At 41.2% G+C, this 13039-nt stretch carries 12 protein-coding genes; 6 read left to right on the top strand and 6 right to left on the bottom strand.

Annotated elements, in window-relative coordinates:
* Window positions 1-38: 38 nt before the first annotated feature.
* Together AC3ZVC_RS24735 and AC3ZVC_RS24730 are read right to left on the bottom strand one after the other, a co-directional pair.
* The gene (locus AC3ZVC_RS24735) at window positions 39-431 is read right to left on the bottom strand and encodes a DUF421 domain-containing protein (RefSeq protein ID WP_490065688.1); all 393 of its coding nucleotides are present in this window, start codon (window positions 429-431) and stop codon (window positions 39-41) included.
* 117 nt (window positions 432-548) lie between these two features.
* Entirely contained in the window at window positions 549-1175 is a 627-nt protein-coding gene (locus AC3ZVC_RS24730; protein WP_490065687.1) for a DNA-3-methyladenine glycosylase, read from the bottom strand.
* 251 nt (window positions 1176-1426) lie between these two features.
* Between AC3ZVC_RS24730 and proC the strand changes: the two genes are divergently transcribed.
* Both proC and AC3ZVC_RS24720 read left to right on the top strand, forming a co-directional pair.
* Window positions 1427-2242 carry a pyrroline-5-carboxylate reductase gene (gene proC, locus AC3ZVC_RS24725; RefSeq protein ID WP_490065686.1) on the top strand — a complete coding sequence of 272 codons (816 nt, stop codon included), beginning with the start codon at window positions 1427-1429 and terminating at the stop codon, window positions 2240-2242.
* 57 nt (window positions 2243-2299) lie between these two features.
* Window positions 2300-2776, top strand: a complete 477-nt coding sequence (locus tag AC3ZVC_RS24720) for a GNAT family N-acetyltransferase (RefSeq protein WP_490065685.1) — start codon at window positions 2300-2302, stop codon at window positions 2774-2776.
* Window positions 2777-2830: 54 nt separating this feature from the next.
* Here AC3ZVC_RS24720 and AC3ZVC_RS24715 read toward each other — a convergent pair whose 3' ends face one another.
* Window positions 2831-4075 (bottom strand): ATP-binding protein, encoded by a 1245-nt coding sequence (locus tag AC3ZVC_RS24715; protein WP_490065684.1) that lies wholly within the window; start codon window positions 4073-4075, stop codon window positions 2831-2833.
* A gap of 414 nt (window positions 4076-4489) precedes the next feature.
* Between AC3ZVC_RS24715 and AC3ZVC_RS24710 the strand changes: the two genes are divergently transcribed.
* Window positions 4490-5878, top strand: coding sequence for an L-cystine transporter (locus tag AC3ZVC_RS24710; RefSeq protein ID WP_490065683.1), 1389 nt, complete (start codon window positions 4490-4492; stop codon window positions 5876-5878).
* 40 nt (window positions 5879-5918) lie between these two features.
* Here the strand turns inward: AC3ZVC_RS24710 and AC3ZVC_RS24705 are convergent, their stop codons facing one another.
* A complete protein-coding gene (locus AC3ZVC_RS24705) occupies window positions 5919-6494 on the bottom strand; it encodes a YitT family protein (RefSeq protein ID WP_490069006.1) in 576 nt (191 codons plus the stop codon).
* Window positions 6495-6635: 141 nt separating this feature from the next.
* Entirely contained in the window at window positions 6636-7937 is a 1302-nt protein-coding gene (locus tag AC3ZVC_RS24700; protein ID WP_490065682.1) for an NCS2 family permease, read from the bottom strand.
* A gap of 323 nt (window positions 7938-8260) precedes the next feature.
* Here AC3ZVC_RS24700 and AC3ZVC_RS24695 point away from each other — a divergent pair, with 323 nt between their 5' ends.
* Both AC3ZVC_RS24695 and AC3ZVC_RS24690 read left to right on the top strand, forming a co-directional pair.
* A complete protein-coding gene (locus tag AC3ZVC_RS24695; protein WP_490065681.1) occupies window positions 8261-9916 on the top strand; it encodes a M20/M25/M40 family metallo-hydrolase in 1656 nt (551 codons plus the stop codon).
* Between the two features lie 393 nt (window positions 9917-10309).
* Window positions 10310-10954 carry an HAD family hydrolase gene (locus tag AC3ZVC_RS24690; protein WP_490065680.1) on the top strand — a complete coding sequence of 215 codons (645 nt, stop codon included), beginning with the start codon at window positions 10310-10312 and terminating at the stop codon, window positions 10952-10954.
* Between the two features lie 28 nt (window positions 10955-10982).
* Here AC3ZVC_RS24690 and AC3ZVC_RS24685 read toward each other — a convergent pair whose 3' ends face one another.
* Window positions 10983-11837 (bottom strand): MurR/RpiR family transcriptional regulator, encoded by an 855-nt coding sequence (locus AC3ZVC_RS24685; RefSeq protein ID WP_490065679.1) that lies wholly within the window; start codon window positions 11835-11837, stop codon window positions 10983-10985.
* 235 nt (window positions 11838-12072) lie between these two features.
* On the opposite strand from AC3ZVC_RS24685, the gene gnd reads away from it, so the two are divergent.
* Window positions 12073-12969 carry a phosphogluconate dehydrogenase (NAD(+)-dependent, decarboxylating) gene (gnd, locus tag AC3ZVC_RS24680; protein WP_490065678.1) on the top strand — a complete coding sequence of 299 codons (897 nt, stop codon included), beginning with the start codon at window positions 12073-12075 and terminating at the stop codon, window positions 12967-12969.
* Window positions 12970-13039 lie beyond the last annotated feature (70 nt).

Raw genomic sequence — 13039 nt, 5'->3', positions numbered from 1 at the left:
CTCCCAGCTGCTTTCCGTAATAGGAGAAGAAAAATGCTCTACCCGGTTTTCTCACGCAGCATCCGCAGCACATTGTCAATTGAATATTTAATGGTTTCCATATTCTTGACAAGAAACTGCCCTTTGTAAATGACGATAGTTGGCTCAAATGTGACCAATTTCCCAAACTTTCTATTTTTAATCTTCAAATAGGAAACAAGCATTTGCAGTGAGGCAATGCCAATCACTGCGAACATGGTGAAGAGGTGATTAACCTTTGGTTCTGCTATGTCGGCGCCAACAACAGATCCCAGGGTTAGGATAACTAAAAAATCAAAGACGGGCAGCTCGCCTATGGATCTTTTTCCCATAATTAATGTGACAGCTAATAATAATGGCAAGATCGTATAGATCCTTCCAAGGACCTTCATTAAATCAATAAATGCATCCATGACAGCACCCCATAAAACTATCTTTATCAGACATTGTTGCTTTAGTTTTTCTTTTTTACACAGGGAGTTTTATGAAAATGATGAAATTATTGAAAAAGTTCTTCAGCGATTGGGTAATTAACCCCTCTTTCTATGCCGTGATACGAAAGGATTGCCGGTAATCCAAAATCTCCAAGGATAATCCTTAGCTTCACCGGAGTTGTCGATCCCAATCCTTTTTCCGCATGAGATATCCTGTGGGGTGGTTCCTTTTGCAATCAGAAGAGGAGGCTCGGTAAAGCTGCTGCCATAGTCTCCCATGGTAATTCCTAGAGCTTTCGTCAATTTTCCAGGTCCATTTGTGAGATTCTTGGGGATGTCTATGTTTCTCCTTTGTTTCATAAGTTCAATCCCATCAACGGGCTGGACTGCCCTAATTAAAATGGCTTCAGGCTTTTCAATGGGGCCACTGACGACATTCACCAAACAGTGAGTATGCATGACATATGTATAGGCAACTCCAGCCTCGCTGAACATTATTTCAGTCCGCTTTGTTCTCCGGTTTCCAAAGCTGTGTGCTGCCCGGTCTTCCGGCCCCATATATGCCTCTGTTTCAACGATATAGCCTGAAGTAAGTCCTTCTCCTGTTTCTTTTATTAAAAGGCAGCCCAAGAGAGCTTCAGCCAATCTTAGTGTGGACTGCTGAAAGAAATCTTTTGGAAGTGGAATATATGGAATATTGTTTTTAAGGTGTTTATCGGTCATGAATATCTCTCCAAATTCGTTTTTCTCTGGAAGAATGAAACGGTGAAAAAGCCTTTGTGTGCAAAGGGTAATCTTTGCATCGAATCTATTTTTTGATAGAGTGCAGCTTAATATGCTGCATCCCTTTTTCTTATGCTATTACCCTGTGCCATTTTTTCATAATCATACAAATGTAAGGTGAAGACTTTTGTTAAGTTAAATAGCCTGAAGTATAATAGCAAAAGCAAATACATAACAGGATGTGTAATGACATGAATAAAAAAATGGGGTTTATCGGATGCGGGAAAATGGCACAGGCTATCATTGGCGGAATTATAAAATCTAAATTGGTCATTCCAGGGCAGATTATAGCCACTGCAAATACGAAGGAGACACTCGCTGATGTTAAAGATAGGCTGTGCATTGAGATAAGCCTTACCAATAAACATGCAGCAGTTGAGGCGGATATTTTATTTCTGGCTGTAAAGCCTGATCTTCATATTGAAGTAATTAATGAAATCAAAGATAGTATTAAGCCGGGTGCAATCATTATAACAATTGCTGCAGGCATCAGCATGGACTATTTGGAAAGAGCTTTTGGCCAAAAGATAAAGGCGATTCGCTCCATGCCAAACACACCATCGATGGTTGGAGAAGGAATGAGTGCGATTGCGGCGAATAAATTAGTATCCGCAGAGGATCTTGAAGTGGTTATACAGATTTTCTCAAGCATAGGAAGAGTAGAAGTGATGGATGAAAAAATGATGGATGCAATTCCGGCAATCAGCGGCTCCTCGCCAGCCTATGTTTACATGTTTATTGAAGCTTTGGCTGATGGGGGTGTAAGGGCGGGGCTGCCTAGGGAACAATCCTATCAGCTGGCCGCGCAGGCTGTTTTGGGGGCTGCTAAAATGGTACTGGAAACGGGGAAACATCCCGCAGAATTAAAGGACCAGGTTTGCACTCCAGGCGGGGCAACGATTGAAGCAATAGCCAAACTGGAGAAGAAGGGATTCCGTGCGGCTGTCCTGTCTGCAATGGAAGAATGTTACGTTAAAACAAAGGCTCTCTCGGATAATAGGAAATAGAAAGAGGATTAGAATGTTAGATATACGTCCCGAAAAACCAAGTGAATTTGAGAATATTTGGAGATAAACAATTTGGCATTTGGCGAGGAAAACGAAGGGAAGCTTGTTAGTCTGATACGAGCATCCCCACATTTTATCCCGACACTATCCATTATTGCGGAGAAAGATGGGGAACTATCAGGGCATATTTTATTTAGTGAGGTAATGATTGAGACTTCACAGGGAACCACTATAAACACAATTGGACTCGCTCCGATGGCAGTAAAGCCTGATTTTCAAAATCAGGGTATAGGCTCAGCTTTAGTAATTGCAGGCCTTGAAAGGTGCAAAGAACTTGGATACGGCCATGTTGTTGTCTTAGGCCATCCGGAATTCTATCCCAGGTTCGGATTTGAGCCGTCTGTAAAATTTGGTATAAAGCCGCCATTTCCTGTCCCTGAGAATGTCTTTATGGCTCTCGAGTTAACAGAAGGGTCACTAAGTGGTATAGAGGGAGCGGTTAGATATCCCCCGGCATTTAATGAAGTTTCTTAGGATTTACTATGCAGTAGACTCAAAAACCCGGCACGAATTACATGCCGGGTTTCTTTAAGTCATGAGCGGAAGGCGAATGGTGAATTGGGTGCCTTTATTCACTTTACTTTCAGCCTTTATTGTACCGTCCATACTTTCAATAATTCTGTAAACTACCATCATTCCGAGACCTGTCCCTTTTCCTTCTTTTGTTGAAAAATATGGCTCACCGAGTCTTTTAAGCTGTTCAGAATTCATGCCTAATCCTGTATCAGCTATTTGGAGAATCAGTTTCTTTTCCTTTTCGTTCGTGGTGATATGCAAGATGCCACCATCGGGCATTGCTTCTATGCTGTTTTTAAAGAGATTGAGCAAACACTGCTGAAATTTTGCTGAATCCCCTTTTATGTATAATTGCCCCTGCAGGCTTTCAATCACTTCTACTGAATAATGATTGGCGTATGGGGTGATTAAATCAATAGCCTTCCGAACTTCTACTTGTACTGATAGCTTCACCATTTCGTTTAGATGGGGTTTGGCAAATGTTAAGTAATCGCTGATTATACTCTCTGCCCGGTCCAGTTCCTCTAAAGCTGTTTCCAGGTAGTAAGCACGTTTAGCTTCATTGATAGCAGGGTCCTTTAAAAGCTGTAAAAAACCGCGGGTTACTGTCATGGGGTTCCTGACTTCGTGGCTGATGCTTGCGGCAAGCTGGGAGACCACCTCCATTTTTTCATTTTTCATTAAAGCCGTATCCAAATGGTAGTTTTCAATAATCAGTTCGGCGGTGTAAGCAATCATAAGCGTACCAATTGTTTGAGTAATAAAAAAGAGCAGCATAAAGGATATATCGATCTTAAAATTTAAGACAACTTCAGGGATTAGAAGAGAAATCACTGAAAAAACAGCAGACAAAGATGTCACCATTATTAGTTTTTCCGCCAGCATAAGCTTTCGGTAGCGCTTAGACAGCAGAAATGCAGAAAATGTAACCATAGCCATGATGATGATTGTATTAACAATACCCATACCGCCGAATGGCAGCCGCACGCCCATAACGAGAATAAACAATAATAAACTAAGCTTTGGCCCGCCGTATAATCCGCCAAGGAGTACAGGAATTAATCTAAGATCAAAAATAAATTGTCCGCCTATATTTATGGAGAACAGCATACATAATATTGCCGCGACTGATACCAATATAAAAATTAGTATTTTTTGATATTTAACAAACAATGAGTTCAGCCTGTCTACCACGATAAGCTGGAAAAATAATAAAACCATAAATAAAAGAAGGAGGTTAAGCAGTAAATCCTTCATTGTAATAACCCTTCCTTTTCGATAGGAATTGTACATTTGCCGTAGCTTTGTACCTATTTTATCGGAATTGCAGCGAATCGACTATTCACAATCATAGACAAATTTCGACAATGTTTCATCTTTTCGATTTAATCTTTGTTTTATTAATGAGATAAGATGGAAGAAGAGTCTGACGACATTAAAAATAAAGGTACTTTTCTAAAAGCTTGTTGTTTTTAAACTTGTTGTTTTTGAATAGAACAAAGTTTGCGAAAACAGCCAAAATAAAAGAACCTTCTTCTTTCCTGCAGAATATAATTAAAAGGCCAGCAAATGAAGAAAAAAATACCTTTTAATCCCGACTTGACGCATAGGAATACGTGTATTATAGTTAGTCATTATAAAAATAATAACTTTTTAGGGGGATCATATCCAATGACTACAGGTCTTTTGGTTTTAAATATTGCTATTATGCTATTGCTTATATCCGGCTTGTTTTATATGCAAAAAAAGCATATTTCGTTTTCAAAGCGGGTGTTTACTGCATTGGGATTAGGAATTTTGTTTGGTTTTGCACTTCAGCTAATCTATGGTGCAGGATCAGAAATTATTGCAAATTCGGCTGACTGGTTTAATTTAGTCGGCGGAGGTTATGTTAAATTTCTGCAGATGATTGTTATGCCGCTAGTTTTCATTTCCATTCTGGCAGCTTTTACGAAACTTAAATTAACGAATAATATCGGGAAAATCAGTGTGCTTATTCTTGGATTGCTGGTGGGTACAACAGCAGTTGCTGCAGCTGTCGGGATTGCAACCGCTGTTGGGTTCGATTTGGAGGCAGTCCAAATAAGCGGAGGCGATGCTGAGACAGCCCGCGGAGAACAGCTTGAAGAAAAATTTCAGGGAATTGAAGGAAGAACCTTCCCGCAGCAAATGTTGGATTTACTTCCGGCCAACCCTTTTCTTGATTTTACAGGGGCGCGTCCAACATCCACGATCTCTGTGGTCATCTTTGCAGCCTTTTTAGGAATTGCGTATATAGGTGCCAGAAGGAAAGCACCGGAGCAAGCAGAGCTTTTCGCAAAAATCGTAGATGCTTTCTATGCCATTATCATGCGTGTGGTTACAATAATTTTGCGCTTAACTCCGTATGGTGTTCTGGCGATTATGACTAAAACTGTCGCAATGAGTGACTTTGACTCTATTTTGAATTTGGGTAAATTTGTTGTAGCCTCTTATGTTGCGCTTGGAATCATGTTCCTGATTCACCTGCTGCTTTTGACTATGAGTGGCTTAAACCCTATAACTTATATGAAAAAGGCATTTCCGGTATTAACCTTCGCCTTTACTTCAAGAACAAGCGCAGGTGCATTGCCTTTAAATATTAAAACCCAAAAATCTTTGGGTGTTCCTGAAGGGGTTGCCAATTTTGCAGGTTCATTCGGACTTTCCATCGGACAAAACGGATGTGCGGGCATTTATCCGGCTATGCTGGCTGTTATGATTGCACCGACGGTTGGAATTAATCCACTGTCACCAGGATTTATTTTCACTGTCATTCTCATCGTAGCCATTAGCTCCTTTGGTGTGGCAGGTGTCGGCGGCGGTGCAACATTCGCAGCGATTCTTGTATTGTCTGCATTAGACCTTCCTATAGCACTTGCCGGCTTACTGATCTCGATTGAACCGTTAATCGACATGGGCCGTACAGCCGTAAACGTAAGCGGATCGATGACATCTGGAATCCTTACCAGCCGAATTACCGGTGAAATCGACGGAAATATTTATAGCGATATGAATAATAAAATAGAAGCGGAAGCATAAAGAAAAAACGACAGGTACCTGGTACCTGTCGTTTTTTCTTTTAACGCGGTTCGGATTTTTTAATGACCGTTAAAGATGTCATGGCCCCTACAAACATAATAGTGATAAAGGAATAAAGGAATTTTTCCATTCCGACAATCTTTAATCCGCTTAAAATGACTATTCCGTCAATCGCGAAAATTAATGCTCCAATATTGATAGGTATAAGCTTTGTCATCAGCTGGGCCAGTAAATCCGTTCCCCCGGTGCTTGTTTCATAGCGGAGCATAAGCCCAATCCCGAAACCAACCAGGCATCCTCCTATAATGGCGCTTGGAAGCACAGCGAGATCAAAATGGCCGTGCAAATACGAAAGAAGATCAATGGTAAGCGATGAAATGAGGAGGCCGTGAAGACTATAATAAAAATATTTTTTCTCGTAAAACCAAGCAAGAACATATAAGGGAATGCTTAAAACAATCATACTCAAACCTGTGGGCAGCTCGTAATAGTAATGGAGAATCAGCCCGATGCCAATAATGCCGCCATCGAGCAAATGGTGTGGCACCAGGAACCCATTAATGCCAATGCCCAATAAAAAACTTCCTAATAAAATCGCAATCAGCTTTTCGAAAATAAGCCATCACCCTAACTTGTCCTATCTTTATTATTAGACTATGATGCAATGCAGGCAAAATAGAAGTGGTGGAGTCTTACAAATTACCAAAAAAAGCTTGCCCAAAGAGGACAAGCTTTTTTAAATATTGGAGCGCATGAATTAATGAGGCAAAAACGCAAGCTGGTAAAAGAATAACACTGCGAATAAATACACAAGCGGATGGACTTCACGCCATTTTCCTTTTACTACTTTCATTAGCGGATAGGCGATAAACCCAAGCGCAATTCCTGTAGCGATGCTTGATGTCAGTGGCATGCTTAAAATAATAAGGAATGCCGGGAATGCTTCGTCAAGTTCATTCCAGCGAATGTGGGAGATGCTTCCCATCATCAGGCTTCCAACGATAATCAAAGCAGGTGCCGTGATAGCTGCAAGTCCAGATACAGCACCGACTAAAGGGCCAAAGAAAGCTGAAAGAAGGAATAAGCCTGCTACAGTCAAAGTAGTTAATCCGGTTCTTCCGCCGGCAGAAACCCCTGTAGAGGATTCAATATAAGCAGAAGTCGGGCTCGTACCAAACATGGCGCCAACAGAAGTAGCAATAGAATCCGATAACAAGGCTTCACGTGCTCTAGGCATCGTTTTGCCTTTCATTAAACCAGCCTGTTGGGCAACTCCAATCATTGTCCCTGTCGTATCAAAAATGGTTACAAGGAGGAATGAGAAAACAACTGCATACAAACTATGCTGGATAACATCCCCTATGGCATCAAACGGATTTAAAATAATGATTCCATCCGGAAGAGTTGGGAGTGATACAAAACCCTGATCAAAAGAAAGATGCCCGGTAAAATACGCAACCAACCCAGTAATGATCATTCCGAAAAACAGAGCCCCATTAATGCCGAGAGTCATTAATATTAATGTAGCAGCAAGTCCGACCAAAGCGAGAATGGCTTGAGGGGAATGAAGGTCGCCAAGCGCTACAAGATTAGTTGGATGGCTTGTAATCAGCCCGGTTAGACGCAAACCGATAAAGGCTATAAATAATCCAATTCCGGCTGTAATTCCGTGCTTTAAATTATCCGGAATCGCGATTATTAATTTTTCCCGGAAAGGAGTGAGCGACAAGATAATAAAAATAATACCCGCAATAAATACAGCAGAAAAAGCTGTCATATAATCAATATTCCCATGCGTGCCAACTACTGAGTAGGCAAAGTAAGCATTCAGGCCCATTCCTGGTGCAATGGCAATTGGATAGTTGGCAAATAAAGCCATCCAAAGAGTGCCGACAACAGTCGCAATAATGGTCGCTGAAAATACTTGTTCAAATGGAACACCGGCATCAGATAAAATAACAGGATTTACAACGACTATATAAACCATTGTTAAAAAGGTTGTGATCCCAGCGAGAACCTCGGTCTTCACATTTGTTTGATTTTCTTTTAATTTGAACATATAAAGTCCTCCATAAAGTAAAGCTTCTTTTACATGTATTGCAAGTCGGAAACACGAACGTTAAAAAGCACAACTTATATAATATTCGTTTTTGTACTGTATTTCAAGTGCTTAATTACTATTATTTATTTATAGAGCTTTATTCATTCCTCAGCAGCTATAAGGATGTCTTCCTATAGAGCGCCATATCTTCCCAATACGGCGATTTAGTCTTATAGAAATGAACTGGAAATTCACCTAAATATTTTTTTCATAATAGGTTGATTAATAAGGAAGAAAGCTTATACACTAGTGACAAAACGACAAGGAAATGAGGTTGGCTTATGTTTGCTAATCTGAAATTACGGAGCCTGGATCAGCAGGCTGAATATATGACAAGAGCCCTTGTGCAAATGATGAGCTATAACCATACAGATGGAGAAAGGGAAAAGGCTGGATTACTCGAAGACATCCTCCGCTCTTTCCCTTATTTTGAGCAGCATAAGGATCATGTATGGACTCAGGATATACCGGGGGATGATCTGGGAAGAAAAAATGTTTTTGCTTTTCTTAGCGGTAGTTCCGGAAGCAGGAAAACCCTTATCTATCTGTCGCATCTGGATACAGTCGGAACTGAAGACTTTGGGCCGCTCCAGGATATTGCCCATGATCCGGATGCATTACGCCATTACTTCCTGCAATATGATGCCGATCCGGAGGTGCAGCAGGACGCAATATCTGATGACTGGCTTTTTGGCCGCGGTTCGCTGGATATGCAAAGCGGAATAGCTGTCCATCTTGCCAATCTGCTTTACTTTTCAGAACACCGGGAGGAATTGGACGGGAATTTGCTGGTTATGTTCAATGCCGATGAAGAGGGAGAGCATAGGGGAAGCAGAGCTGCTCTTGGAGAATTGCTATCCCTTAAAAATACCCGGGATCTAGAATATGTGGCAGCTATAAACAACGATTTTATTTCCCCATTATATGATGGAGACCAAACCAAATATATTTATACAGGTACAGCAGGAAAGGTGCTGCCCTGCTTTTCCGTTTTTGGAAGAGAAGCCCATGCGGGGGAAAGTCTTGCTGGTATTGACCCGACTCTAATTGCAGCGGAATTGACTGCACGGATAAGCCAAAATTTTCAGCTCACTGAAAAGCTTGAGGGAGAGCTGGTTCTTCCTCCAAGCTGTCTTTATCTGCGAGATGATAAGAAGCGTTATGATGTGCAGACTGCAGTCGGCTGCCGGCTTTACTTCAATTATTTTGTATATGAAAAGCCACTGAAGCAATTATCCAAAGAGCTAAAGATGATTGCAGAAGATGCGAGCATAGCGGTGGAAAACCGCCTTGAAGCTGCATTTAAGGATTTTAGGCGTGCAAACGAACTTCCGGAAAGGCAGCTGGACTGGTACACGGAAGTCACAACCTTGGACGATTTTTTTAAGTACCTTGAAGAAAAAGGAATCGATACCGCTAAAATTATGGAAGGCGCTCTAAAGCAAGGCGCATTAAGAGAAACCGATGCCCGAATCATAGCGTTTGATATAGTAGAAGCACTCCACCAGTCTGATCCGGAAAAGAAACCGAGAATAATCCTCTTCTATGGCACACCTTTTTTGCCTGCTAACACGATTAATACGAGCACGGAAAAAGGCATATTTTTGAAACAGAGCCTAAAGGCAGTGCTGGAAGAAGAAACAAAGAATTCCGGTGAAGTATTTAAGATTCGCAAATATTTTCCATACTTATCTGATGGAAGTTTTTTATCCTTCCGCGGTTCGGACGAGGATATCCAATCTCTTAAAAAGAACTTTCCTGCATTAAAAATCCTTTTTCCAATCCCGCTAAGAGATATGAGAGATTTAAATATTCCAGTAATCAATCTTGGTGTCTACGGGAAGGCAGGACATAAGTGGACTGAACGAGTTTATAAACCATATACTTTTAACATTTTGCCTGAACTTATTAGAAAGCTGACAAAGAAAATTCTTTAAAAAAAGCTCTCTTCTATAGGCTGTTTTATCATAGATTGTTGTTTTTGCTTATTAATTCAGCCCGTTGATTTCCGCTGCGGGCACGCAGCGAACCCACAGGGAGGAACAAGAGCCTCCTCGGCTTCACCTGCGGGTTCTCCCGCTCCCTCTCCTCCCGCAGGACATTGAATATGCTTCCTTGAATTAGACCGCACGAAGAAAATCGGATGCATTTTCGAGGATCAAGTGCCCTCCGCTCCAATCAACTCAGTGAATTAAACGGAGTCGAAAGCAGCCTAATATAAAGAGCTGAGAAGCAGATAATGTTTCTCGGCTCTTTTGCTAATAAAGGAAACTTGAAAAGGAAATCAGCGTCTAATCTAAGGAAACTAAATCTACAGACGGAGTGATAGAATGATTAAAGCAGTTATATTTGATTTTGACGGCACCATCGTAGATACAGAGTCTTTATGGTTTGAGGTGTTTAAAGCTGTTCTGTCCGAAGACTATGGATTTGAACTCAGGCTGGAGGAGTTTGCGAAGTGCATTGGCACCACGGATGATATCCTTTTTGATTATCTTGACAGCATGTATGGAATTTCCATCGACCGCAATTCGGTAAAGGAGAAAACCGAAAGAGTCTTTCATAGTCAAAGAGATATACTGACTTTAAGAGAAGGGGTTCAGGAGCTTATTGAAAAGTTTGCTGAAAGAGGTCTTCAGCTGGGAGTCGCATCTAGTTCAGGAAGAGAGTGGGTACTTCATTACCTAAAGGAGTTTGGGATTGAAGGTCATTTTCCCGTTATTAAAACAAAAGAGGATGTTGAAAAGGTAAAACCGGATCCAGCCCTGTACATAAAGGCACTAGAAGAAATGGGTGTAAAGCCTGAAGAAGCTATTGCTATTGAAGATTCGGCCAACGGATCAATCGCTGCCATAAAGGCGGGAATGTCCTGTGTAGCAGTGCCGAATGATGTCACGGATTTTCTTGCTTTTCATGAAAAGGTTTTGCGATATAAAACTTTTACAGAAGCGTCTTTTGAAGAGCTGATAAAATAACAAGGCAGGGGAAAGAACCCCTGCTTCATTATATCCTCTTAACAGAAATGGCATTCCGCATTTTGTGGAGTGCTTTTTTGCCTTCTTCTTTTCTTGCCATCATGACGTTTACATAAAGGGCGTCAATAATACTTAGCTGGGCAATCCGGGAAGAAAGAGCTTCCGAGCGGTAATCTGTTTCCTCAGCCACTGTATAAAGCGAGATATCCACCTTTTGACTTAGCGGTGATTTGGCAAAGTTCGTTATGGCGATAGTCTTCACTTTATTTTCCTTGGCGACATTTAGCACCTGGATGACATCCTTTGTTGTTCCGGAGTGTGAAATAAAGACAGCAACATCATCCTCATTTAGCTGCGAGGCGGACATTAATTGCATATGGGAATCGCTGTTCGCCAACACAGTAATTCCGGTCCTGATAAATTTGTGGTAAGCATCCATGGCAATGATGCTTGAGCCGCCGCTCCCGAAAAATTCCACTTTATTGGCATTCAATATCATTTCCACTGCCTCCTCAAAAGCCCCACCGCCAAGGATCTGCAGGGTATCCTCAAGGGTCTTAATATTGGAGCGGAACACCTTCTCAGAAACAGTCAACACCTCATCATCTTCATTAATGGTTTCATGGATGTCTTTGATTGGCGTTACAATTTCAGATGCCAGTGCTATTTTAAGAGCTTGATAGCCTTTAAATCCAATTCGCTTGCAAAAACGAAACACTGTTGAGTCAGCAATGCCAAGATCATCTGCAAGCTGGTTGATCGAGCTGTGCACTATTTCTTCAGGGTGTTCGAGTATATAATCCGCAATCTTTTTTTCTTTATCGCTGAATTTTGCATAATGAGTTTTAATTCGGGCAAAACAATACAAATTGTCATGAACCATATGGGCAGCTCCCTAGAATAAATTTTATGAAATAATTTTCGTTAGTAAAGATCCGTCATTATTAAAGTGTTAATAAGAATGTACTGATGCGAAGCTGAAAATTCAGTAAAGCGCTTTCTAAAATCTAATTCTATTATAAAAGAAAAATATTTTTTTGAAAACGATTGCAAATAGAAAAATATTTTGTATAATTAAATCACAAACGAAAAAAATTTTCTTCATCCAGGAGGCTTTTATGCAAGTAGGAATGATTGGTCTTGGAAAAATGGGATATAACTTATCCCTAAATTTAAAGGATCATGGGCATGAAGTAGTAGCTTTTGATAAAGACAGCAGTTTAAGCGAAAAGATTTCCGCTGATGGCATTCAGGGAGTTTCATCAGTCAGAGAATTGGTCAGCAGCCTTTCAAAGCCGCGTGTCTTGTGGCTGATGGTACCTGCTGGCGATATTACTGAGGCAGTTATTGAGGAGACTTCTGCTCTGCTTGATGAGGGAGATATCCTGATTGACGGTGGAAACTCCAATTATAAAGAAACATTGCGCCGGGCGGAAATGCTGCAGCCAAAAGGAATTTATTTCTTTGACTGCGGAACAAGCGGCGGCATGGAAGGCGCACGCAATGGTGCCTGCACCATGATTGGCGGAGATGCAGAAGTATTCAAAACGATTGAGCCGATCTTTAAGGATATTACCATTGAAAATGGTTATTTATATGCTGGAAGAGCTGGAAGCGGCCATTTTCTAAAAATGGTACATAACGGAATCGAGTATGGTATGATGCAGGCCATTGCTGAAGGTTTTGAAATCCTTGAAAAAAGTCCGTTTGATTATGATTATGAAAAAGTCGCCAAAGTCTGGAATAACGGTTCTGTCATTCGCTCATGGTTAATGGAATTAACAGAGAATGCTTTTTCAAAGGATGCAAAGCTTGATGGCTTAAAAGGCGTTATGCATTCATCCGGTGAAGGAAAATGGACAGTTGAAACTGCGCTGGATCTGCAAACAGCTGCTCCGGTTATTGCGATGTCCCTAATGATGCGCTACCGCTCACTGGAAGAAGACACTTTCTCAGGTAAGGTAGTAGCTGCCCTAAGAAATGAATTTGGCGGGCATGCAGTAGAAAAAAAATAATCTAAGGGGACTGGGAGACCCGCCTGAAAGAGGCTGGTTTTCCAGGACTCCGCTAAATAAAAGCTTCAAA

The sequence above is a fragment of the Cytobacillus sp. C11.1 genome (genome assembly GCF_058145115.1).
Note: the sequence above shows the minus strand (reverse complement) of the source record. Positions and strands in the feature narration are given on the sequence as shown.